At 51.1% G+C, this 23,908-nt stretch carries 21 protein-coding genes; 12 read left to right on the top strand and 9 right to left on the bottom strand.

Annotation, left to right across the window (positions count from 1 at the left end; translation table 11 throughout):
• Positions 1-145: 145 nt before the first annotated feature.
• Complete coding sequence (locus tag NDI52_RS06035) at positions 146-1,705, top strand: peptide ligase PGM1-related protein (RefSeq protein WP_190771993.1); 1,560 nt, start codon at positions 146-148, stop codon at positions 1,703-1,705.
• A gap of 207 nt (positions 1,706-1,912) precedes the next feature.
• Here the strand turns inward: NDI52_RS06035 and NDI52_RS06040 are convergent, their stop codons facing one another.
• Positions 1,913-2,758 (bottom strand): neutral zinc metallopeptidase, encoded by an 846-nt coding sequence (locus NDI52_RS06040; protein WP_190771992.1) that lies wholly within the window; start codon positions 2,756-2,758, stop codon positions 1,913-1,915.
• A gap of 248 nt (positions 2,759-3,006) precedes the next feature.
• Positions 3,007-3,435 (bottom strand): ATP-binding protein, encoded by a 429-nt coding sequence (locus NDI52_RS06045; protein ID WP_190771991.1) that lies wholly within the window; start codon positions 3,433-3,435, stop codon positions 3,007-3,009.
• A gap of 178 nt (positions 3,436-3,613) precedes the next feature.
• Here NDI52_RS06045 and NDI52_RS06050 point away from each other — a divergent pair, with 178 nt between their 5' ends.
• Positions 3,614-4,747: a SpoIIE family protein phosphatase gene (locus tag NDI52_RS06050; protein WP_190771990.1), complete on the top strand. Its 1,134-nt coding sequence runs from the start codon at positions 3,614-3,616 to the stop codon at positions 4,745-4,747.
• Between the two features lie 111 nt (positions 4,748-4,858).
• Here the strand turns inward: NDI52_RS06050 and NDI52_RS06055 are convergent, their stop codons facing one another.
• Positions 4,859-5,359 carry a hypothetical protein gene (locus NDI52_RS06055; protein WP_190771989.1) on the bottom strand — a complete coding sequence of 167 codons (501 nt, stop codon included), beginning with the start codon at positions 5,357-5,359 and terminating at the stop codon, positions 4,859-4,861.
• A 281-nt stretch (positions 5,360-5,640) separates the two neighbouring features.
• On the opposite strand from NDI52_RS06055, the gene NDI52_RS06060 reads away from it, so the two are divergent.
• A complete protein-coding gene (locus NDI52_RS06060; RefSeq protein WP_190771988.1) occupies positions 5,641-7,032 on the top strand; it encodes an NYN domain-containing protein in 1,392 nt (463 codons plus the stop codon).
• A gap of 16 nt (positions 7,033-7,048) precedes the next feature.
• On the opposite strand, the gene NDI52_RS06065 is transcribed toward NDI52_RS06060, so the two are convergent.
• Positions 7,049-8,143 (bottom strand): sn-glycerol-3-phosphate ABC transporter ATP-binding protein UgpC, encoded by a 1,095-nt coding sequence (locus NDI52_RS06065; protein WP_190771987.1) that lies wholly within the window; start codon positions 8,141-8,143, stop codon positions 7,049-7,051.
• Between the two features lie 2,176 nt (positions 8,144-10,319).
• On the opposite strand from NDI52_RS06065, the gene NDI52_RS06070 reads away from it, so the two are divergent.
• From NDI52_RS06070 to NDI52_RS06085, 4 genes are read left to right on the top strand one after another with little or no spacing between them, the layout of a single operon-like run.
• Positions 10,320-11,699, top strand: coding sequence for a nicotinate phosphoribosyltransferase (locus NDI52_RS06070; RefSeq protein WP_190772034.1), 1,380 nt, complete (start codon positions 10,320-10,322; stop codon positions 11,697-11,699).
• A 50-nt stretch (positions 11,700-11,749) separates the two neighbouring features.
• A complete protein-coding gene (locus tag NDI52_RS06075; RefSeq protein WP_190771986.1) occupies positions 11,750-12,376 on the top strand; it encodes a nicotinate-nucleotide adenylyltransferase in 627 nt (208 codons plus the stop codon).
• Positions 12,310-13,047 (top strand): NUDIX domain-containing protein, encoded by a 738-nt coding sequence (locus NDI52_RS06080; protein ID WP_190771985.1) that lies wholly within the window; start codon positions 12,310-12,312, stop codon positions 13,045-13,047. The genes NDI52_RS06075 and NDI52_RS06080 overlap by 67 nt, the downstream gene beginning before the upstream one ends.
• 9 nt (positions 13,048-13,056) lie before the next feature.
• Positions 13,057-14,802: an NAD+ synthase gene (locus tag NDI52_RS06085; protein WP_190771984.1), complete on the top strand. Its 1,746-nt coding sequence runs from the start codon at positions 13,057-13,059 to the stop codon at positions 14,800-14,802.
• Positions 14,803-14,957: 155 nt separating this feature from the next.
• Here the strand turns inward: NDI52_RS06085 and NDI52_RS06090 are convergent, their stop codons facing one another.
• From NDI52_RS06090 to NDI52_RS06110, 5 genes are all read right to left on the bottom strand, one after another.
• A complete protein-coding gene (locus NDI52_RS06090) occupies positions 14,958-15,650 on the bottom strand; it encodes a DUF3592 domain-containing protein (protein WP_190771983.1) in 693 nt (230 codons plus the stop codon).
• A gap of 207 nt (positions 15,651-15,857) precedes the next feature.
• Positions 15,858-16,736: a PfkB family carbohydrate kinase gene (locus NDI52_RS06095; RefSeq protein ID WP_190772033.1), complete on the bottom strand. Its 879-nt coding sequence runs from the start codon at positions 16,734-16,736 to the stop codon at positions 15,858-15,860.
• A 29-nt stretch (positions 16,737-16,765) separates the two neighbouring features.
• Positions 16,766-17,206: an NUDIX domain-containing protein gene (locus NDI52_RS06100; RefSeq protein ID WP_190771982.1), complete on the bottom strand. Its 441-nt coding sequence runs from the start codon at positions 17,204-17,206 to the stop codon at positions 16,766-16,768.
• Positions 17,207-17,215: 9 nt separating this feature from the next.
• Positions 17,216-18,004, bottom strand: a complete 789-nt coding sequence (locus NDI52_RS06105) for a DUF1868 domain-containing protein (RefSeq protein ID WP_190771981.1) — start codon at positions 18,002-18,004, stop codon at positions 17,216-17,218.
• Positions 18,005-18,609: 605 nt separating this feature from the next.
• Positions 18,610-19,389 (bottom strand): photosystem II S4 domain protein, encoded by a 780-nt coding sequence (locus tag NDI52_RS06110; protein WP_190771980.1) that lies wholly within the window; start codon positions 19,387-19,389, stop codon positions 18,610-18,612.
• Between the two features lie 307 nt (positions 19,390-19,696).
• Between NDI52_RS06110 and sufU the strand changes: the two genes are divergently transcribed.
• From sufU to NDI52_RS06135, 5 genes are all read left to right on the top strand, one after another.
• A complete protein-coding gene (sufU, locus tag NDI52_RS06115; RefSeq protein ID WP_190771979.1) occupies positions 19,697-20,167 on the top strand; it encodes a Fe-S cluster assembly sulfur transfer protein SufU in 471 nt (156 codons plus the stop codon).
• Positions 20,168-20,329: 162 nt separating this feature from the next.
• A complete protein-coding gene (locus tag NDI52_RS06120; RefSeq protein WP_190772032.1) occupies positions 20,330-20,863 on the top strand; it encodes a DUF2518 family protein in 534 nt (177 codons plus the stop codon).
• A gap of 36 nt (positions 20,864-20,899) precedes the next feature.
• The gene (locus NDI52_RS06125) at positions 20,900-22,084 is read left to right on the top strand and encodes an iron-containing alcohol dehydrogenase family protein (RefSeq protein ID WP_190771978.1); all 1,185 of its coding nucleotides are present in this window, start codon (positions 20,900-20,902) and stop codon (positions 22,082-22,084) included.
• Between the two features lie 3 nt (positions 22,085-22,087).
• Positions 22,088-23,314: an aspartate aminotransferase gene (locus tag NDI52_RS06130; RefSeq protein WP_190771977.1), complete on the top strand. Its 1,227-nt coding sequence runs from the start codon at positions 22,088-22,090 to the stop codon at positions 23,312-23,314.
• Between the two features lie 15 nt (positions 23,315-23,329).
• Positions 23,330-23,560 carry a DUF3253 domain-containing protein gene (locus tag NDI52_RS06135; protein ID WP_348256327.1) on the top strand — a complete coding sequence of 77 codons (231 nt, stop codon included), beginning with the start codon at positions 23,330-23,332 and terminating at the stop codon, positions 23,558-23,560.
• Positions 23,561-23,908 lie beyond the last annotated feature (348 nt).

Raw genomic sequence — 23,908 nt, forward strand, 5'->3', positions numbered from 1 at the left:
TTGCGCAATAGACTCAGCAGTTCAGTCGTTGCCGACGGATAATCACGTCTATAGGTCGTTGTGATGTAATTTCCGAAATTCTATTGAGAAGGGGCGTTTCAGGACAGTACGGGCTTTCAACACCAGGTTTGATAGGAGAGGAAACATGCTAGGAGTCGCGCTTGCCCCTATGCTTGAGGTCGATCAGTTTCACTCGTTGCAGGCTCAATTGGCTAACCGCTGGATGGCGGTTGACCACTTCGATCAGCGACCGCACGACATTGTCATTGTGCCTTCTCTCAGCCTGGATCAACAGGAATTGCTCAAAATTAAAGGAGCCATTCACTACGAAGAACGGCTGCTGTTCTCATTAATTCGGTTACAGAACCCGAATACTCGGCTGATTTACATTACCTCTGAGCCGATTCCCGAGACGATTGTGGAATATTATCTGAAGCTGTTGCCAGATATTCCGGTTTCTCACGCGCGCAATCGTCTCCTGCTCTTCTCCACCCACGATTCTTCGTCGCGCCCACTGACACAAAAAATCCTGGAGCGGCCTCGCCTTCTGGCCCGCATCCGTCAGGCCTTGCGTGCAGAAGACGCCTATATGACTTGCTTTAACTCGACGTCCATGGAACGAGATCTGGCAGTAGCCTTAGGAATTCCTCTGCTGGCTCTAGATCCCGATCTGCTGCACTGGGGCACCAAGAGCGGCAGCCGCCAGATTTTTGCCGAAGCCAATGTCCCTCATCCCGATGGTTGTCCTGAAGCGTGGACCGTTGACGAGTTGGTAGCTGGAGCTGCCGAGCTCTGGGAACGGCAGCCCCATCTCAAGCGGATGGTGGTGAAATTGAATGAAGGCTTCTCTGGCCAAGGCAATGCGTTGCTAGATTTACGGCCCCTTAGCCATGTAGCACCCGGTGTTGCCAGCTCTGCGGAACGGCAGGAGGCGATCGCCCAGGCCATGCACAACCTCAGCTTCCAGTGCGATACCGAAACCTGGGAGTACTACAGTCGCCGTATTCCTGAGTTGGGAGCCATTGTGGAAGCCTTTATTGAAGGGGAAGAGAAGCGATCGCCGAGTGTTCAGGCTCGTATCAACCCCGACGGCTCTGTAGAAATTCTTTCCACCCATGACCAAATTTTGGGCGGGCCAGATGGCCAGATCTTTTTGGGCTGTAATTTTCCTGCTGACGAGGCCTATCGGCTTCAGTTACAGGATTATGGCTACGCTGTAGGCGAACTGTTAGCCGAGAAAGGAGCCTTAGAGCGCTTTAGCGTCGATTTCCTGGCAATTCATCAACCCGATGGCTCCTGGGATATTCAAGCGATCGAAATTAACCTCCGAAAGGGGGGGACAACGCACCCCTTCATGACCCTGAAGCTATTAACGGGTGGACGGTTTGACCGTAAGACAGGCTTGTTTCTAAATCAGCGAAACGAGCCCAAATACTATGTAGCAACTGATAACTTGCAGAACGATCGCTATAAGGGGCTCCTCCCTGAAGACCTGATGGATATCATTGTCCAGAACCGTCTATATTTCAGCAGCAGCTTAGAGACAGGATGTGTCTTCCACTTAATCGGCTGCCTCTCTGAGTACGGCAAGTTAGGCATGCTCAGCGTCGGCAACTCGCCAGAAGAAGCGCAAGCCATCTACGATCGCGCCATTCATGTACTCGATGTAGAAACCCAAGAGTATACCGACGAATACGTATCTTAAGGAAAAACTCCTGGACCGAGGCAGCAATTCTCAGTATGGGCATCAAAGCCAAGAGTTCACGCCCTACGGGCGTGAACTCTTGGCTTTGATGCCCGAGAACCACGCGCCTTTGGCGCGCGGTTCTCGGGCCTGATTTCAAAATGAGAATTGCTGGGACCGAGGGGGTGTGGGGACGCGCCGCCGTTCCGGCCCCCCTTTAGAAGAAAGTCACAGTTGCGAGGCTTCAAATGTATTGCATTGATTTATATCGCCCGATTGCAAACCTGTAGTCAACCAGCGAGCCCGCTGAGCCGATGTACCGTGAGTAAATGACTCCGGCACTACATAGCCCTGCGATCGTTTCTGCAGGCGATCGTCTCCAATCTGAGCTGCGGCATTCAACGCTTCCTCGACGTCACCCTCTTCCAGGTACTGCTGCTGGTAATACTGCTCTGCATTGTTAGCCCATACCCCAGCAAAACAGTCAGCCTGAAGCTCCAACATGACCGAGAGTTGATTAGCCTGAGTCCGACCTACCCGCTGCTGTAGACTCTGCACCTGCTCAGAGATACCAAGCAGGTTTTGCACATGATGGCCGACCTCGTGAGCCAGCACATAAGCCTGGGCAAAATCCCCTGGGGCCCCCAATTGATTTCTCAGGTCATCGTAGAAACTCAGGTCAATATAAACCTTCTGATCTAACGGGCAATAAAAGGGTCCTACAGATGCCCCAGCTCGACCGCAGGCGGATTCGACAGCTCCTGAAAAAACAACCAACTCTGGTGTTACGTACCGGGTACCATTGGCTTGAAATATCTGGCTCCAGACATCTTCCGTCGAGCCTAAGACCCGTGAGACAAACTCAATTTCCTGATCATTACCGGCTGTCTGCGTGGGAGGTGCAGAGTAATCTGATGGCCCTGATCCCAGAATGGCTGAAGGGTCTCCACCCAGGAGGAACACCAATAAGGCCACCAGGATAGCCCCAATGCCACCTCCAACCATTGTGCGGCCCCCGCCAGCCCCCCGGAGATCCTGCACATTGGTACTGCGACGCCCCATTTCCCACCGCATGGCCCTACTCCCCAAACGCTAAGGGAATTCTATAGCAATATTTCTATTCGTGTTTTCTCTTGCCACAATAAAATTTGAGCCCGAGTACTGTCGTCGTGCAACACGGCAGTACTCGGGCTCAAATTTTGCCACAATTAGCGATCTCACGCATTCTAGACATGTGGATGGGGTGGAAGGGGCGCTTCGGGCCCCTTCCACCCCATCCACACGTTTGAAACATGACCCAAGAGAGGGTACTTTGGCTTCCCTTAAAGAGCGTTGTATTGCTTAACGATGAGTAGACAATTCCGCTGATCATCTCCCCGCTGATACTTCAACACATCGGCGACTTTCTTCATCAGCTTCAGGCCGCGCCCTCCTTCAGCCTCTCGATCCATTTCTTGTGATAGGGTGTCGATCACTTCGTTGAGATTGGTTTGTGGGCCATAATCCCAAATTCGAATTTCGAGGCGATCTTCCAAAATCACCACCTCTAAGTCAATGACCGTTGTGCTGGGCTTGCCCTTGTGGGCATGACGCACAACGTTGGTAAAGCCTTCAGCCAGAGCAAGCTGGCATTGTAGCCAAACCGCCTCTGGAATGAAAGTGTGGTCAAAATCCTCAAACCAGGATAGAACTTGATTGAGGGCTACAAGTTCCGTACTGACCTGAAGTTGTTGGCTCTGGAGTACTTTCAAGACCCTGACCTAATGGTGAAGTCGCACTGCGCTCTATATCCTGTCTTAGCAAGCCGAAGAAAGAACGTCATGCCTCTCTATAAATTTCTATCTCAATGTTCCCAAAATCGTTAATAAGGATCATTCTGATAATCAACTTTTACACTCAACGCTTTACGGTTAACGGCATAACGCTCCCATGACCCGGATCCTCGTAATAGAAGATGACAAAACAATGCAGACCATCCTGCACAAGGCATTGCAGGCTGAGGGGTATACCGTGGATCTGGCAGCTGATGGCCAAGAAGGGTTGGCCCATGCCCATCAAAATCCTCCCGATTTAATTATCTGTGATTGGATGATGCCCGTGATGGATGGATTAGAGGTCTGCCGTCAGGTTAAGGCCGATAGCAATCTTTCCACAACTTTTTTTATCCTGCTGACGGCTCGGGGAAGTGTTGAAGACCGGGTTCAGGGGCTGGATACGGGAGCTGATGATTTTTTAACCAAGCCCATTGAGCTGCCGGAACTACAAGCAAGAGTGCGGGCTGGGCTGCGGTTGCACCAGTTAAGTGAAGATTTACAAACTCAGAAGCTGCTGCTGGAGAAGGAGCTGATGGAAGCAGCCTCTTATGTGCAATCGCTTCTGCCATCTCCCATGAATGAGCGCGTGCGGATCGACTCGCGCTTCATCCCCTCTAGCCAGTTGGGAGGCGATTGCTTCGATTACTACTGGTTGGATCCGGATTACCTGGCCCTATATCTGTTGGATGTATCAGGCCATGGGTTGGGTTCGGCGCTGCCATCCATTACTGTTCTAAACTTGCTGCGATCGCAATCTCTCCCCAGCGTCAACTTCTACCAACCCCATAGTGTTCTGCGCGCCCTCAATGAAACCTTTCAGATGGACGACCAGAACGACAAGTACTTCACCATTTGGTATGGGGTTTATAACCGTGTGCGGCGGCAACTGCTTTACTCCAGTGCCGGCCATCCTCCTGCGGTGCTCGTGATTCCAGGGAGCGGTGGCACAGTGCAAATCAAAAAGCTCAAGACCCCTGGGATGCCTGTTGGGATGATGCCCGACGAAATGTACGTCAGCAATCGCTGCGAAATTCCTCCGGGTAGCCTGCTTTACGTGTTCAGCGATGGCATTTACGATGTGCCCGGCCAACCTGAACCGCATGCCTGGACATTCAACACTTTCATCGATTTACTGGCAGATATGAAAATCACGGCCAATCTGGATCAAATGCTCAAAGAAATTAGCACCCTGAGTCAAACTAAAACCTTTGGTGATGACCTATCCATCCTTAAAGTTCTGTTTGATTAACCAAGTTTTGACTATTTTTCAGAATTAAGTTGTATCAAAGGGCAAGAGTCGGGGGTTCCCCCGACTCTTGCCCTTTGATACAACCTATGGGACCGAGGCTGTAAAAACTTTTCAGGCTGTTGCCATGGCAGGTACGGCTAAATCGGCCGCTGCCAGGAAGGCTTCCAAGTTCTTTTGTAGATTTTCAGGGTGCATCAGGGCGATGTAGCGGGGAGCCAGTTGAGGAGTCAGCAGCTCCACGAGCTGGTGGTTTTCTACCCAAAATTCGATCACTTCAAACAAGTCATCTCGGTTACAGCGGATCGCGTGCCAACCTTCCCGTTGGGCGATCGCCTCAATCTGGGCTTGCTCCATCGCCACAGAAAGGGCAACGTGGGTAGGGCTAAAGTAACCGGCTTCGGAGTTCTGTGCAAAAGCAACGTCCTCTGTTCCTGGAACCAGTACCGTTTGAGCGGGGTACACCTCAATCATAGTTCCTTGCTCATCCATCGCCATGGCCATATAGCTGCCGGGGTGAGGCGGGAAGGGCGCCCACTGGCCTTGCATAATTTCGGCGAGAACCTGTGCCACATGAAGGGGATTTTGGGCTGCAATCGAAATGTGATGAATCATCGGTCTATAACCTTCCAACGGTAAATCGTGACGAGGAGTTGCGGTGTAGTGACAGCTCCTTTGAGGAATACCCAATGTCAGACTACTGATTACGCAAAACCACCAAGTTGCCCTACAAAAGTCACCCAACTGTATGACCTGACTTCACCTGGAAGGCCGATTTTGATTCTGTGAAGTGTAAATTTTTACTGGTTCTTACCGGCTTAGTTTCCTGTCATAAATCAAGCTCTACCGGGAATACTGACTGATAACGTTATGACCTCAGTATTGCCAGACCGAAAATGTCTACAGACACCAGAAATACTTTGGATATTGCATCCCAGCTTGCCCACAGGGTTTGTCAGGCGATCGCTACTCAATACCAACAAAATCCAAACTGGCTAGCTGAAGGCATTCGCCAGAATGACTGGCAAAATCCGACGAATCAGTCCAAACTATTTCAAAAACTAGCCACTACTTTAGGCGAAGTTCCCGATGACCAAAAGGTCTTGAAGTGCCAAAAACTATTGAAGCTTTTTTTTGATACCACCTTCTTAAGCACGCAAGAATATCAGCTTCTAGTATCTGACTTAGAAATTCTTGATCAAGGAACAACCGTAGCTGAGCTAGAAAACAGGGGAATTTCCCTTCTGCTTCTTGATGCTGAAAATCTACAACTGAGTGCCGAGCAAGAAAATTTTCTGGCTAGTTTATGCACTTATCCACTTCAAGTCAAGATTGCCTTTGCTGACTGGAAAAAACTCGGAAAACATGATGAGGAATTGCATCAACGCCATTATGACCTGATTCATGTACCAAAAGGCAAGGACATGGCCGATGGCAAGATGATTACAGTTGGTACTTCTCTGAAAGAACACTATAAAAATGTTCAAGAAGTTTTAGTGTGTTCTTCTGACAAAGTAATGACCAGCCTGTACATAAAGTTACAACAACAAGGGTTGATCGCCTACCAGATTCAAAAGCAGTCGGATGGCACTCTTTCTATTCTGAATAGCCGTACTGGAGACACCTGTATATATCCAACTGCAATGTTGCCCAGCCTGGAAGATGCGATCATGCACCTACAACATATTGTTTGGGAAGAACAACAAAAAACAAGTCAAACCTTTATTCAGCTTGCAGTTGTGTCAAAACGATTCCAGGAAAGAATAGGCTTTCGCATCTCTGAAATCATTGGAACTTACTTGCCTGGTAGATCTGTAAAGGAATTATTAGTTAGCTATTCCAACCTGTTTGCTATTCATCAGGTTCCAGGAGAATCTGGGCTTTATGTTAGCCTCTTTACTCTTCCAGATTCAGAGCAAGTCAAACAATATCAGGCAAGACAGGAGGCTAAACAACAACTAAGTGAGACTCGAAAATCTGCTATTACAATTACTAGCAATTCAGTGCAAAAGGCACAATTAAATCTTAAAAGCGCCGAAGAGCTAGAAGCAGCTATAGTATCCATAATTGAAGCAATAGAAGCAAATAAACCTTCGGAATTTATCACTATTTCCATAGTTGGTAGCCAATTCAGCCAGAAGTATAAGTGCCCTATTACAACAGCGCTTAAACAGCTAAATATTAATAAGAAGTATCCAGCTTTTCTACAGTCGTGCAAGAAATTAATAGTTCAGCAGAATGGTAATATATGGATGGTGAAACTTCGTAGTTCCAAAAACAAAGGATAGAAGGCTGTTGAAGCATTCATCCTCGTCGCTCTCCTGTGGAGGCGTCAAATACATATAAGTGGTCGGGGTTGAAGGATAGGTGGAGACGATCGCCCACTCCAGGCCGCTCAGCTGGTGCAACACAAAGATTCATCACCGGGGTGGAGGAGCCATTCTGGCTGGGAATTTCCAGCCGGACTAAGATTTCCCGTCCCAAAGGTTCGACCACGGTTACGATACCTTCCAGGCAGGCTAAACCGTTGGCTGAAACCAGTTGAATTTGCTCTGGACGCAACCCTAAAGAGAACCGCTGGCCCTGAGCTGACCGCAACATTCCTTGCAACCGTTCCGGGCAGGAGACTGCTTGCCCCTCGATCCAGAACTTACCTTCGCGATAAATGCTGTTAAGCAAATTCATTGGAGGGCTGCCAATGAAGGATGCGACCATTGCATTGGCAGGGTCTGCATATACAGTCTGCGGGTCGCCAATTTGTTGAATACGGCCCTGGTTGAGCACCACAATCTTGTCGGCCAGGGTCATGGCTTCGATCTGGTCGTGGGTGACATAGATGGTGGTGATGCCCACATTTCGATGCAACTGCTTCAGTTCAGCGCGGGTATCATCGCGTAGTTGAGCATCCAGGTTACTCAAAGGTTCGTCTAGCAAAAAAATCTGGGGTTGACGGGCGATCGCTCGGCCTAGTGCCACTCGCTGCTGCTGCCCTCCCGACAACTGCCGGGGCTTGCGGTCTAAGAGGTGAGCAATATTAAGGGAGCGGGCAACGGTTTCGATGCGATCGCGCACCTTCGACGGCTCGGCCTGCCGCATCTTCAGTCCAAAGGCCAAGTTCTCTGCCACCGTCATGTGAGGATACAGGGCGTAATTCTGGAAGACCATTGCTACGTCGCGCTGCCGGGCAGGAATGTCGTTGACTCGGCGATCGCCAATATAGAGATTCCCTCCGGTTACCGCCTCTAAGCCCGCAATGGTGCGCAGGATTGTAGACTTACCGCACCCTGATGGCCCAACCAGCACCCAAAACTCTCCATCGGGTACTTCGAAGGTTATGTCTTCAATGGCGGTTACGTTATTGAAGCGACGGGTAATGCTGTCTAGAACGACCCTGGCCACGGCTTTCTCTTCCAAGACGCGATTTTTCTTATTTTGGCAGGGTTTTGGTGCAATGGATGAGGCTTGAGGAGGATGGGCGATCGCTGCGGTTCAAATCCTGCCCTAAAACACAGAAATTTCTGCTGGAACAAAATGATATTAGAAGGAGGGCTCTGCATTATTAAAGATAAAACCAAAACGCGGTGTCGCTTGCTGAATACGAAATACAGCATTTTGGGGTTTATATATTCAAATCGAGCTACTTGGAACAAGGTAAACTTTAGTATCATTCACCAATTCCTTCCTGGGAAGACTACTAGGATGAAAAATAACTCAATAGTGGATTAGATCCAGAAATCTCATCATCTTCTACGATCAATTCACTTGTATTAGATTGATTATTTTTGCTTGAAAGATCAAATAACAGAGTTTAGTGGTTCTCATCTCTGAGCCAATTGAGAGAGCGTAAGTGCCCATAAAAAAGCCTCAATTCCATCTTTGGAATGAGGTTTTTTTGTTTTATTTGAATTGCTTGAAACGTAAAAATTATGGAATTAATCATAATTTATAGATGATCCCTGAAAATACGGTTGTGATATTTAGAGAATAAAAATGCAAACTTCTGCATTATCTTCATTTTTCATAACCTCTGGTATACGGAGCTTTGGGGTTTTTTGTGAAGTAGATACTCATTCAAAGTAAACTTTGATTTCAAGGTCTTGATCCCTGGTTTGTAGGCTTTATAGTAGTAATTGAAGCAGATAGCTTCCCTGGCAGATTAAACAGCCAAGTTCATATTCACTACATGAGGTAAAAGAGCTGTCCTATCAAATCTGTCTCGTTGACCAAGTGCAGTACCCAACAGGTGGCCCTGATACTTTCTAATCTAGTCAAAATGGGAGATTGAAAACAATAAGCACAGTCTTGAACTGGTTATTGAGATTATTTCACTCCATTTGTATCGATTGAAAATGTAAGAAAGTTCCTCAGTTGATTTACCTGGGCGCTGCTATCAGCAAAGTCCTGTTATCCGACGATTTCAATCCACAAGGTTTTGAAATCATTCACCACATGAGGTAAAAGGAGCTGTTAAGTCAAGTTCTGTTGCATTGTCTCAATCCAGCAGTTCACAGGTTGTTCTAATACTTTCCCAGCTAAACAGAAGGGAGTTTTAAAACCACAATTTAGTTATCTAACTGAATTGCTAAAAGGTTTCGCTCCAAGTCGAATACATCAATCGCGGAAGGTTCCTTAGTTCGCCGATGTGGATGTTGCTTTTCAATCGACCTGATTTCTGTAAAGTTACGGATCGTTCACTCCATTAAGGAAAAGGAGCTGTTTCATTACATCGGTTTCTTTGTCAAAGTGCAGCACCCAATAAGGGTTTCTAATACTTTCTAAGGTGATCTAAACGGGAGTTGAAGAAATAAGACCCGTTCCTTAACGAGTCATACCGTTTTCGCTCCAGGTAGGCTGATTGAATTTGGGAAAGTTCCTTAGTTACGTATCTGAGTGCTGTTGCTATCAATACATGACGAATCACTGTAAACACTCGGGGCACAGCTACATTAGCTGTGCCCTTGTTATATTCACAGTCAAGTAGCTCAGCTTGATCACAGCAATTCTCATTTTGGAATCCAACCCGAAAATAACCTGCCTTCGGCGGCCTATTTTCGGGCTTCAAAGCTGAGAATTGCTGGCTTGATCAACAGAAGACTCAAAAGGCTGCGCCGTCCCCGAAGTGGGCGGCACAGCCTTTTGAGTCTTCTGCTTGCCTATGTTTAGGGATGGGGGCGAAAAATGTCCCATCCCTGAACATAGGTTAGATACTGTTTTAGATGTGTGATGGGTTGTTGTGGCAGAGCTACTTCGCACTCTACAGCAACTAAATTAAGGTTGCTGTGACGGGGACAATACTGGCAGAAATTGAAGTTAAGAAATATTTAGTTTTAGTTGTATTTAATATAATGTGGGGTTCTTAAGGTGGCTTTGATTCAGTCAAACGTTAGAGAACGTTGAAAAAATAGCTGTTTGCTTTCTGGACGGACAGAATATTTTTGGTTAAAATCACTATATTCGATGTCTTGTGTTACCAGGAATATCGGGCCTAGATAGAGGGTTGGTGTAGTCGACCCGGTCGAGGTTAATGCATCCAGATCACAAAATTATCCCGTGCCCCTTACCGGATGGTGGCCCTATGCAATCCCTGGCTCTTTCTCAAGTGCGTCTGTCTGATACCAGTCTGCTAACTGATTTGTACCAACTCACCATGTCGGCCTGTTATGTGGGAGAAGGGCTGCATCAAAAGCGGGCTAGCTTTGAACTATTTGCCCGTCGTCTTCCTGATAACTTTGGCTATCTGGTTGCCATGGGACTGACGCAAGTTTTGGATTATTTGAAGCATTTGCAATTTACTGCCGAGCATATCGAGGCGCTACAAGCGACCGGAGTATTTGATAGCGTCCCAGATGCCTTCTGGCAGATGTTAGCAGAGGCTCGTTTCGAGGGGGACGTCTGGGCTGTGCCGGAAGGGACTGTGGTATTTGCGAACGAACCCTTGCTACGGATCGAAGCGCCCCTATGGCAGGCTCAGTTAGTTGAGACTTATCTGCTTAATACCCTGAACTATCAAACCCTAGTGGCAACGCGAGCAGCGCGCTTACGGGACGTGGCAGGTGAGTCCGCTAGCCTGCTGGAGTTTGGTACCCGGCGTGCTTTTGGCCCTCAAGCCTCCCTCTGGGCCGCGCGGGCGGCTTTGGCTGGAGGGATGGATGCGACCTCCAACGTGCTGGCCTCGCTGGAATTGGGCTATCGACCCAGCGGCACAATGGCTCATGCCCTGGTGATGGCACTAGAGGCAATGGAAGGAAGCGAACAACAGGCATTTACAGCCTTCCATCGTTATTTCCCAAAAGCCCCATTGCTCATTGACACGTACGATACGCTGGAAGCTGCCCAGGCGTTGGCTCGGCGTGTACGGGCAGGGGAGATCGAGCTCAGTGGCGTGCGACTGGATTCGGGTAACCTCATCGAGTTATCGCAGAAGGTGCGATCGCTTCTCCCTGATGTCACTATCTTTGCCAGTGGCGACCTCGACGAGTACGAAATCCAGCGCTTAAACGAGGCTGGAGCTTGTATCGACGGTTATGGCTTGGGCACTCGGCTTGTCAGCGGTTCCCCCGTGAATGGGGTGTATAAGTTGGTTGAAATTGACGGCATCCCCACCATGAAAGCGGCCAGCGGCAAGGTAACCTACCCCGGACGCAAGCAAGTTTTTCGGCAGACTGATCGCGACGGAACCTTTCTCCAGGATCGCTTAGTCCTTTCTAATGAAGCCCCAAATTCCGATGAAGAGCCGCTCTTAAAGCCTGTCATGCGTTCTGGAGAACGGTTATTGCACCCGGAATCCTTAAGTGCGATCGCCCGACGCACTACTACTCAGGTTCGCCATCTTCCCGCTAACCTCCGCCAAGTTACTCAACCCACCCTCTACACCCCCCAACTCTCCCCCGCCCTGGTTGAGCTTACTACCCAAATCCACAACCGCATCCACCAAACCTATACTGAACACCATTAATAACTCCCCACCTATCCACCATTTACCCATCCACCCATCTACCCCTGAAAATGCAACACATCGCCCTCTTCGGCACCAGCGCCGATCCCCCTACTGCTGCCCATCAGGAAATTCTGGTTTGGCTCTCCCATCACTTTGATGGCGTAGCTGTGTGGGCTTCTGACAACCCCTTTAAATCTCATCAGACCCCTTTGGAGCACCGAATGCGGATGCTGAGCCTGATGATTCAGGCGATCGATCCACCTCGCCAAACTATTCAACTCTTTCCTGACTTGAGTAGCCCTCGGGCTGTAGTCACGGTGGAACGGGCTCGGGCACACTGGAAGCAGGCCGAATTTACCCTGGTCATCGGTTCGGATCTCGTGCCCCAACTCCCTCGCTGGTATCGGGTGGAAGACCTGCTACGGCAAGTTAAGCTACTGGTAGTTCCGCGCCCTGGTTTCCAGCTTGAAACAGCCGATCTGGAGACAGTAAAGCAGATGGGAGCCAGGGTGGCGATCGCCGACCTGATGGGTCTTCCCATCTCATCCACCCGTTTCCGCGAAACTCACGCATCCGGCGTGCTCACGCCGCCCATTGAGGAATATATTCATCGAGAGAAATTGTATACATGCCAGGACGCCGCCCCAAAAAGTCTATTGCCCAGCGGGCACTCGCCCAGTTCAAAGTCGGGGTAGACAATGTCATCTTCTCGGTCGATACCGACCAGAATCGGCTGCTGGTACTGTTAGTGTTGCGTGATAAAGAGCCGTTTTTGCATCGCTGGTCCTTACCAGGAACTCTGGTGCGGGAGGGGGAATCCCTGGAGGAAGCGGCTTATCGGGTGCTGGCTGAGAAGATTCGCGTCAATAATTTGTACCTGGAACAGCTCTATACCTTTGGCGGTCCCAGTCGAGATCCACGGGAAGCGACGGATAGTTATGGCAATCGCTACCTCTCTGTCAGCTACTTCGCCCTGGTACGGTTTGCAGAAGCCGAGCTTATTGCGGATGGGGTTAGCGGCATTGCCTGGTTTCCCATGAACCAGCTTCCCGATTTAGCGTTCGACCATAGTGAAATTCTGCAATACGGCTACCGCCGCCTTCGTAACAAGTTGGAGTATAGCCCGATCGCCTTTGATGTGCTGCCTGAACTGTTTACTCTGGGGGATCTGTACCAGCTTTACACCACCGTGTTGGGGGATGGGTTTTCTGATTATTCCAATTTCCGCTCGCGGCTTTTGAAGCTAGGGTTCTTGACGGATACGGGTGTCAAAGTAACCCGTGGGGCGGGTCGTCCTGCGGCGCTCTATCGCTTTGACGCTGATGCGTTTGCTCCTTTGAAAGACAAACCTTTGGTGTTTATCTAATTAATAGCTATGAAAATTGCGATCGCTCAACTCAACCCCACGATTGGAGATTTGGCTGGTAATGCTCAGCGTATTTTGGAGGCGGCACAGCAGGCGATCGCTCAAGACGCCCGGTTACTCCTTACCACTGAGCTTGCTTTGTGTGGTTACCCACCGCGCGATTTGCTGATGCAACCCAGCTTTATCACCACGATGGAAAGCACCCTGGAGCAATTGGCGCGAGATTTGCCCCCAGAGTTAGCGGTGCTGGTGGGGACAGTGGAGCGCAATGATCAGGCGATCGTGTCGGGTGGGAAACCGCTTTACAATACGGCAGCTTTGTTGGAAGGCGGGCAGGTGCAGCAGTATTTCCGCAAGCGGCTGCTACCGACCTACGACGTGTTTGATGAGGATCGCTATTTTGAGCGGGGCAATGCCAGCGATTGCTTTCAAGTAGCTGTCGGAGATACCACAGTTACGGTCGGCGTCACCATCTGCGAAGACCTCTGGAATGACGAGGAGTTTTGGGGCAAGCGCACGTATAACGTGAATCCGGTGGATGATTTAGCAGCGAAAGGCGCTGATCTGGTGGTGAACTTATCGGCCTCGCCCTTCTGTGTAGGTAAGCAACACATGCGCGAAGCAATGCTGCACCATGGGGCGAAGCGGTGCCATTTGCCCATCCTCTACGCCAATCAGGTGGGTGGCAACGATGACCTGATTTTTGACGGCAATAGCGTTGCATTTAATCGGCATGGCGAAGTGGTGGAACGGGCCACATCCTTCGAAACCGATTTGCGCATTGTCACCTTTGACCCTAACACCAGAAATATCAAGCGGGGTACGATCACCCCATTGCCCGAGTGTCCCGAAGCGGAAATTTGGGGAGCGTTGGTGTTGGGTGTGCGAGATTATGTGCAAAAGTGTGGTTTTCAGCGGGTCGTGTTGGGGCTGAGCGGGGGAATTGATTCGTCTTTGGTCGCGGCGATCGCTACCGCCGCCCTCGGTTCTGAAAATGTACTCGGCATCCTGATGCCATCCCCCTACAGCTCTGACCACTCCATCACGGATGCCCTGTCCCTGGCCGACAACCTGGGTATACAAACCCATACGCTCCCCATCGAAGAGCCCATGAAGGCTTTTGATAAAAGTTTGGAACCTGTGTTTGCAGGAACCCAGTTTGGGATAGCCGAGGAAAATATTCAATCACGCATTCGGGGTGTGTTGCTGATGGCTGTGTCCAATAAACTTGGCCATTTGCTGATTTCCACGGGTAACAAATCTGAGATGGCGGTGGGTTATTGCACGTTGTATGGGGATATGAATGGGGGATTAGCGGCGATCGCCGATGTGCCCAAAACCTGGGTCTATTCAGTGTGCCAGTGGCTCAACGAGGGTGGTTGGCAGGAGTGGCACTATGGCATGTCAAATCCTCAAGAAGTCATTCCTAACAATGTCATCACCAAACCCCCCAGTGCTGAGCTCAAGCCAGGACAGGTGGATCAGGATTCTCTGCCATCCTATGATGTGCTGGATGACATTCTCGATCGCTTTGTTGAGGATCACCAATCCCCTGCTGAGATTGTCGCGGCAGGCCATGATCCGGCTGTGGTAGACAAGGTGGTGCGCCTGGTGACCATTGCAGAATTTAAGCGCAAGCAAGCTGCACCGGGGTTAAAGATTAGCGATCGCGCCTTTGGCTCTGGTTGGCGCATGCCCATTGCAAACCGTTGGCGGCCCAGTGTGGCGAAGTCCAACCCTGTTTCTGTGAGCTAAGGCTTCCGGATCGGGGTAGTGTTCTGGACCTGTAGATGGGGTGTGATGAAAGGGGGGCGAAGTGCCCCTTTCATCACACCCCATCTGTGGGTTTAAACCATAACCCGTTTCTGCAATGTTTTTTGAGGGTTGCGAAGCTGTTCTTTCCCAAAAAATTAGGACTTTGAGGAATTCCCAAAATCGGTTTTGATCAGCCAGAGTGCCAGAAGCGTTCCACCGCCAAATAGGGTGCCCATAAAGCCAAGGTGAACGGGCAGAAACCAGAGGCCGATGGTGCTACTGACGGACTTAATCCGCGCATCATCGGGGTTGGCGGGGTCATAAGCAATGGTCACCTGCTCACCAACTTCATAAGGCGATTGGGTGCTACCACCGCCCAGCTCAGTGGTGTGCTGCTGATCGTCGGGTAACCAGAAGGTGACGGTGGGGTAAGAGAAAGCGTCCCCCTCCTTATCCTTACGGGTCACGACGTCTACGACTTTGCCGGTAGTGGTAACTTCGTGAGCAATTGCTTCCCGTGTCCTGAGCCCGGTATAGGCTGCCAGGCTTAACAGCAGTACCGAAACTCCCAGAAAAATGGAACCGACGACCTTCGGCACGATAGATACGTCAACGTCGGAGCTTGTTGTCTCTAGCGACGGCCTATCCATCGTCATATCAAAGATGTCGTCGTCTATCCCCAGTTCCTCAAGGGTATTATCGTGAGCACCCTGGCTTTCTACCATCGCCAGTATCTTGGCTCGATCCGCGCTATCTGAAATTTCGTAGGGGCTGCCGTAGGTTATGCCATCCACTTCTACGGAAATCAGTTCATCGTTTTCGAGGTTGACGGAATATTTCTTAGCCATGGCTTGCCTCTTCTCGGCTCCCAGTCAATAGGCATTCGGACGCATCAGCGCGACAGGTCGTAGCGTTCTGCTATAACCTACATCATGCTGATGCATGCGAATTACTAAAAGCGGGTAAAAGTTTAGATATTGCTGAATGGAGTTATGACATGGGATGTAGAGCGATTCCACATCCCATGTCATAACTCCATTCAAAAACGAGAAAATCTATCCTTCCCGCATCCAGTGGCGCGTGCCAAAAGACTTACAGGAACGTGCCGCCACCTCTGCGGACTGGGCCAACGCTTCTCGAAAATCGGTTCGCAGGATGAAATGGCAAAATGCACCGTGAAAAATATCCCCCGCTCCCAGCGTATCAACGGGCCGGATCGTGGGTACGGCTACAGTGCCCGTCTCTTCAGGTGTGACATAAGTGATGGGGTCGCCGCCGTGGGTGATAGCGATGTGCGTGATACCGCGATCGCGCAGGAACGCAATTACATCAGCTTCATCCCGGCAACCCGGTGGGGAGAAGTGTGCCGAGCAAAGGGCATAGTCGATCCATGGCATCGCCGTATCAAAGTCGTCTTTCCAACTGCCACCATCCATCACTACCGGGATGCCATACTGACGGGCGTGTTGGGCGACTTCTCGCCCAATAGGAATTTGGTGGCCATCCATCAAAACGATGTGGAAGGCTTGCTGTTCTAATTCTTTTGCTACAGATGGGGGAAGGCGATCGCCCGGCACCTTCGTCCGCGTGGCATTACGGGAAATGACTGCCCGCTCCCCAGTACTACGGGTTACCAGGACCGAAGACACGGGGGGCGAGATCAACGTATCCTCATCCAGGTCACGCCAATCTACTCCATGCTGAGCCAGGTCAGCCTGAATCGGCAGGGTCAAAGCATGGCGACCTAGAACCCCAAGAATGGTGGGGAGGTCACCTAAATAGGCAAAGGTAATGGCAGCATTCGTAGCTGGCCCGCCAGCAGCCAGGGTATCGTCAAGGGCGACAATCTTTTGATCAGGGAGAGGAACGGATTCTACTTGGTAGAGCAGATCCAGCGTTACCAGCCCCACAAACAAGCCACGGCGGGTTCGCATGGTTGACCAGGAAGGCACAGACGGTTGCCTCAAAGGGTGGGAAGATGGGCCTGCACCTGCCGCAACACTTGCCGAGCTGGATTAAAGCTAATCTGGCGGGCGGCATCGTCAAACAGGAGCCAGGCGTAATTACGAATTTCCTGTTCCTGACAGACCACAGTTGTGGAATAAACCCAGGCCAGGAAATAGGTCACGGTCTTCTCGACCCTGTAGCCATCCCGCATAAAGCGGTATTGCTCAATAAAGGTCTTATCGGGGAGTGCCTTGTACTCGGTAATCCCCGTTTCTTCTTCAAATTCCCGACAAGCGGTCATTAGAGCCGTTTCTCCCGGATCGGCATGCCCCTTCGGAAAGCCCCAATGGCCCGCGTGGTGTTGAATTAACAACACGCGATCGCCCGCTGGATTTTTCCAGATTGGCACAAGCCCAAAGGCTTCATCTTTCTTTTGAGGGGCATATTCCGGTTTCATACCTAGCAGTTATAACTCAACCACTGGCCAATCGGGCTCCCGATAGTAGTAGGTCATGTTATCAAATTTACGCAGTTCTGCTCGGTGTAACCAGACAGATTGCATATTTTCTCGACTCAACCAATCCAGATTGAGGTTGCTTAAGGTTTCGCTGATACCATCCCGGTCTAAGTCTTCCGGGATGTTGCCGAAGTAACCCAGGGTAATATGAGCGGTCAAATGGTACTGCTGCTCAATTCCCAGGCCCATCAGGTCAGAGTTTTGATAGATGGCACGCCGCAAAGCGAGCACCTGCTCATAGGCTCCTTCATCTTTGGGAGCCAGGCACACACTAACGGCACGGGTACGGATGGCGAGCCCCAGCATTTGCCAGTAGGCCGGAATGCCGGTTTGTAGACTTGGTTGAACTTCGTGGAGGATTTGGGCGATGCGATCGCGCAACAACTGATCAAAGTTTGGCCGAGCCGCAGCATCCCGATAAATCCCATCCCAAATCAGATCGGCCAGGGTAACGTGGAAGCTTTCGGGCGGAACGGGTACGAGTAAGCCCGGTGGCAATGCTTTGACCACCGACTGCTGCAGTTCCTGTAATTGGCTATAGAACTCACTATTTTCGGCATCATCGCGCCAGGGAGGAGTGATGACCGAAAACCCCGGGAACGGCATAGTCTCGACAGCACCATCCGGCCCCAACCGAAACTTCGGAGAGGTTTGAATATGTTGAAGCTGAGTGCGGTGAGCTTCCGGTAGGGTCAGCCGTGCAACCCGGTTGATGTATACCTGAAACGTGTCGTCCAATCTAATCGCCTCGCAGTGTGAGAAAGGTGCAAACAGTTATGAGTGCACAGGGATGTCCATCATGCATGTGCTACAGACCGTACCCAGGAGGTTCCAGCAGGGTCGAGAAGTACCTGAAAACTCCAAAGATACTGGACTGAGATAGGGCGGGATCTCTAGCCAATGCCCCAGACTCCCGTGAACCCAGCAAGGAACATTTAATTACTGTAACGGGAATCTGGACGAAACTGTTTGACACTCTGTTACATTTGCTTCAATCACGTCGTTCAAACCCTTAACCCTATACACTGGCGTCACTAAGTAGCGTCAAACCTGAGTTTGAGGTAAGGGTGTTTTCGAGGACCCCGCATCGCACGGCACTCGAAAACACCCATTTTGGCACGCGCGAGGCGCATGACAAAATAGCAGCAATTCTCAATATGGGTATCAAAGCCAAGAGTTCACGCCCCTAGGGCGTGAACTCTTGGCTTTGATACCCGAAAACCGCGCGCCTTTAGCGCAGTTTTCGGGCCTGATTTCAAAATGAGAATTGCTGACAAAATAGGTGCTTCAGCCTATCCCAGACTGAGGTTGCCAATGTGTAGGTTAAGAATTGGCTGAAGAAATTACATGAAACGCGTTAACTGCACCCGAAAGCGGTCTTTTTTCGTCACAGCAACCTCACCTACTTCCAGACGCCCCTTGCCACGAATGGCAACTAAATCCCCTTCCTTTAAGGAATGACTGGCCTGGGTAATTTCCTTCCAGTTGACTCGCACATCCCCAGCGTTAATCAGATCCACCATCTTGCTACGAGACATACCAAATCCGGCGGAGGCTACTGCATCCAATCGCAGCGAGGCTTCAACGGTTGTCATCTCTTTTTTCTTTGGTTCCCGAACTTTCAGGTCACTCAGAGGAATGGGGGTAGTCTTTACGGGTACCGATCGCACCTGTGTCAGGTTCATTCCCAGAAAATCGACTAACTCTGGCACCACGACCGCCTGGGCACCGCGCTCTCCCAGCACCACAATATCCCCGACTTTTTCGCGCACAATTCCCGTTCCTAAAAGTGCCCCTAGAAAATCTCGGTGGGTAGCCGGGTCAAACAAGAAGTTGCCGCTGATGGAAACCGCTGCGATCGCCACCTGTTCCGCCTCTAAGGGCAAGTCGGCGCGGGCGATCGCGACTCGCTGGCGCTCTGCCTGAGGATAGCCGCCCCAGGGAAAGAGCTGCACCTCCGTCAATCGGGCAAACATGCGCTGCACCTCGGCCAGCTCAGGCGGAGATAGAAAATCGGAGCAGACCACATCCCAGGTTTTGATTGCCTGTTCGGCCTGATCCAAAATCCGGGTCGCAGTGTCACGGTTTTCGATGCCTTTGAGAAGTTCGTCGCGAGGGAGCATGGGCGAGCCGATGAGTGAATGAGTAGATCGGGGGGAGGACAGCAGAAAAACTTAGTTTTCTTTCATTATGGGTGAAGAGGGAATTGGCTGTGGGGTCGTGGGACGTGTGGCTGACCGAACCGAGTCTGTTTAGAGTTTGAACCGTCCCGCTCTATCTCCCCTCTCTCGGGAGAAGGGTTAGGTGGGTACCAGGTTTAGAACTCTCCTCCACACAAGCGAACCAAAGAGTGAAACTCGATAGGGCTGTTAGGATGGAGGTGGAGGCTTTTATTCGGTAAGAGTCTGAATCATCGTAGCCAGAACTATCATGTCCCTCGATAATCTCCGCGACCTGTATCAGCAAGTTATTTTGGAGCGCTACAAGAAGCCCAAGTTCAAGGGCAAGACCGATCCGGTAGATCGCTACCAGAAGGGACACAATCCGTCCTGTGGTGACACGATCGAGTTGACCCTGCATTTGAATGAGGCGGGCGATCGCATTGAAGAGGTGCGCTTTGACGGTGAAGGGTGCGCTATTTCTATGGCCTCTGCGGATCTGATGGCTGAGGCATTGCGGGGCAAAACGACGACGGAAGCCCTGGCGATGGTGCAGCGGTTCCAGGCCATGATGCGCGGTGAAGAGGAGTTTCCCCAGGAACAGCGCAAGCTGAATGTAATGCAAGGGGTTGCACAGTTTCCTGTACGGATTAAGTGTGCTAACCTCTCCTGGCATACCTTGAAAGCCGCGATCGAAAATGCTGCGGAGGCCCAACCCGCCGGATTTATTAGCAACGAATAGCACTGGATTAGCTCTGAAAGCCTTGATTGTGTGTGCGCAAAGCGTATGCACAATCAAGGCTTTCAGAAAAACTATCCAGGGTGTAGTCCTGTGATAATTTGGGTATTACGCATTACATCTTCCCCGTAGTGCCTGTGAGGAAAAACGTCCATGTCGCTGTCTGTGCCTACCCCAGCCAATTTTCTACAGTTTGCCCAGTGGTCGGGAATTCTGACGCTGGTTTGTGGGGCGATCGCGTTCGTAGCATTTCTGTTTAAGTGGGGTTTCCGCTTCCGCTTTGTTGGTATTACAGGTTTCATGGGCGTGTTGACCATTGGTCTATTCGCCCTGGGTCTGGTGCCTATTACTCGGGCTGTTATTCCCGGTGCAGGGCGTTTTGCCACCGTTTACGATTCTGGCGCAACGCAGGTCGTAATTACCGTTCCCACGCCCATCAACGAAGAGACTCTGACGGCGACACTGCAACAGGCCGCTAGCGATTTCTTTTCGCCGGGTCGTCTGGGTCGCGCCACTGGAGAAAAACTGACGATTCGTGCCCGTACGGTACTGCATCCCAAAGAAGGGGTGAGCCAACCGTTTTATCTAGGAGAAGTGAAGCGATCGCTTCTGGAACGGGACGACCAAGATATGGAGATCACAATATACCGCGATCGCCTGGCTCAACTTCCCCCGCCCCCCGCCTCTAATCCTGCATAGGCGTCGCCTGTCTCATCCTTATCTTCTGTGTTTTCTATGGCACGTTCTACTTCCTTATCTGCGTCAGCTCCACCGCTGGTTTCGATGATGGCTCCGGCTCAAGTGGTACGCGGAGCCGATGCATTGTCTCAGTCGGGGGACGCTATTGCTCGTTTGGGCAAGCGCCCACTGTTAGTGGGGGGCGATCGCTCTCTCAAGGTCGTCCGCCCTCTCCTCAAGCCGATTCTCAAGCAGCATGGGTTGCAAGCTGCCGACACAACCTATGGTGCAGATTGCAGCGAAGTTAGCCTGGCCCGGATAGGGCGCGCTGTCACCGACCACGAAGCCGATTTCATCATTGGTATGGGGGGCGGTAAAGCTCTGGATGCCGCTAAGTTGTTGGCTTATCAGCACAGCTTGCCCGTTGTAACGATTCCCACATCAGGGGCCACCTGCGCCGCCTGGACGGCTCTGTCGAATGTATATTCAGAGGCCGGTGCATTTCTCTATGATGTGGCACTGCCCCGTTGTCCTGATCTACTCATTCTGGATTATGGGGTATTGGCCACAAGCGATCGCCGTACCCTGGTAGCCGGGATTGGTGATGCTCTAGCCAAGTGGTACGAGTCCTCTGTGAGTAGCGGCCACTCTGAGCAAACCCTCATCATTGCCGCAGTACAGCAGGCACGGGTGCTGCGCGATTTGCTGTTCCAGAAGTCAGCCGCGGCTTTGGCGACTCCAGGGGGAGCCGATTGGCAGGAAGTGGTAGATGCTACGGTATTGCTGGCTGGCGTTATTGGTGGCCTGGGTGGTGCTCAGTGTCGTACGGTTGCCGCCCATGCCGTCCACAATGGCCTCACACATCTGCCTCAAAGCCATGGCATGTTGCATGGAGAGAAGGTTGCTTACGGTATTCTGGTGCAACTTCGTTTAGAGGAGATGGTGCAGGGCAATCGCTTAGCCTCCACCACTCGACAACAGTTGCTCCAGTTTTATGAGGCCATTGGCTTACCCATGACTTTGGCTGACCTGGGCTTAGGCGATATTCGCCTGACGGAATTGCAACAAGCTGCTGAAGTGGCCTGTCGCCCCGGTTCCGATATTCACCGTTTGCCATTCCCGGTTAGCCCGGCTCAGCTGATGGCAGCGATGGTATCGACTACGGTGCCCACCGTCGAAATGGGAGGTCGAGAACTCACGAGCACGGCGCACGAGGCCGTCGATTTGACTGAGGAGAAATAAGGGATGACCCCAGATTGGACTAGCCGTCGCGCCGATCGCCTGAGTGCTTTGCCCCCCTACGTGTTCGCCCGCCTCGACGAACTCAAAGCCCGTGCCCGCGAGCAGGGGTTGGATCTGATTGACCTGGGGATGGGCAATCCTGATGGCCCGACTCCGCAACCCATTGTGGAAGCGGCTGTGAAAGCCCTTCAAGATTCATCCAACCATGGCTATCCACCTTTTGAGGGGACAGCCAGCTTCCGTAAGGCGATTACCGACTGGTATCACCGTCGTTATGGTGTAACCCTTGATCCGGATGGGGAAGCCCTGCCTCTGCTGGGTTCTAAGGAAGGGTTAACCCATCTAGCCATGGCCTACGTCAACCCGGGTGATGTGGTGCTGGTGCCGAACCCGGCCTACCCGGCCCACTTCCGGGGGCCAGCGATCGCCGGAGGTGACATTTATCCCATGTTGCTTAAGGCTGAGGATGACTGGCTGATCGATCTGGGTTCTATTCCTGACCATATTGCAGAACGGGCAAAGATTCTTTATTTCAACTATCCCAGTAACCCCACGGCAGCTACCGCTCCCCGGGAGTTCTTCGAGGACATTGTTGCCTTTGCCCGGAAACATGAAATTCTGCTGGTTCACGACCAGGCTTACGCAGAGTTAGCCTTTGATGGCTATCAGCCCACCAGTTTGCTGGAAATTCCTGGCGCTAAGGATATTGGTGTCGAGTTCCACACCCTCTCCAAGACCTACAACATGGCTGGTTGGCGCGTTGGCTTTGTGGTTGGCAACCGCCACATCATTCAAGGTCTACGGACGCTGAAGACAAACCTGGATTACGGTATTTTTTCAGCTCTCCAGAAGGCAGCAGAAACCGCCCTGCAACTACCCGATGTCTACCTGCATGAGGTTCAGTCGCGCTATCGCCTGCGTCGAGACTTCCTAATTGATGGTTTTGCGGAATTGGGCTGGACTGTACCTAAGACCCGAGCCACCATGTATCTCTGGGTACCCACGCCTCCTAACGTTTCATCGACCGATTTTGCACTGAATGTTCTCCAGCAGACAGGTGTGGTCGTAACACCGGGTAATGCCTTTGGTAGCGGCGGTGAAGGTTATGTACGGGTGAGTTTGATTGCGGATTGCGATCGCCTTGGGGAAGCCCTTCAGCGTCTAAAGGATGCGGGTATCCGCTATAACTCAATGACTCCTGAAACTGTCCTGAGCCCCTCTCAGCGGTGACTGGATTCGAGCGTTATCCGTCAATGTATTCTCGCTAAACTTCAGGCTCGTGGCCCTAACAACACCATTTCCCCGGCGGAAGTGGCCCAAGATTTGGTTGGGGAGAGATGGCGATCGCTTATAGAGCGCGTTCGCCAAATTGGTATTGAATTGGCTAATGCTGGCATTATTCAGGTTCTTCAAGAGGGCCAAGTGGTTGATCCTCGTACAGCTCGTGGTTCCATTCGTTATGGGTTGAAACCTTGACGAATAGTTATGAATAACTTGAGTTTGGGTTGAGAGCGGCGTTTCGCGCACGCCAAAATGATTTTTTTGAGAGGCGCACATTGCACACCTCTCGAAAAAGCTCTTAACCTAGTCTCAGGTTAGGTAAACGACTATAGCAGTGTGCAAGTACGTTAAGTGCATTGCTATCCTCAGGTGCCAACTATAGCTGTTCCTGAATAAAACAGGGCTTACACAAATCGCAATCCGCAGTGTATTTGTGTTGTGGGTGGGATGCGAAGCACCCCACCCACAACACAAATGCGTGAGTCTTGTAAAAGATAGAGCGGAAGCACAGCCTCCGCTCTATGTGGCTACGATTATTCAATT

This window comes from Leptolyngbya sp. PL-A3 (assembly GCF_039962325.1).
In the GTDB taxonomy this organism is placed as follows: Bacteria; Cyanobacteriota; Cyanobacteriia; order Elainellales; family Elainellaceae; genus Vacuolonema.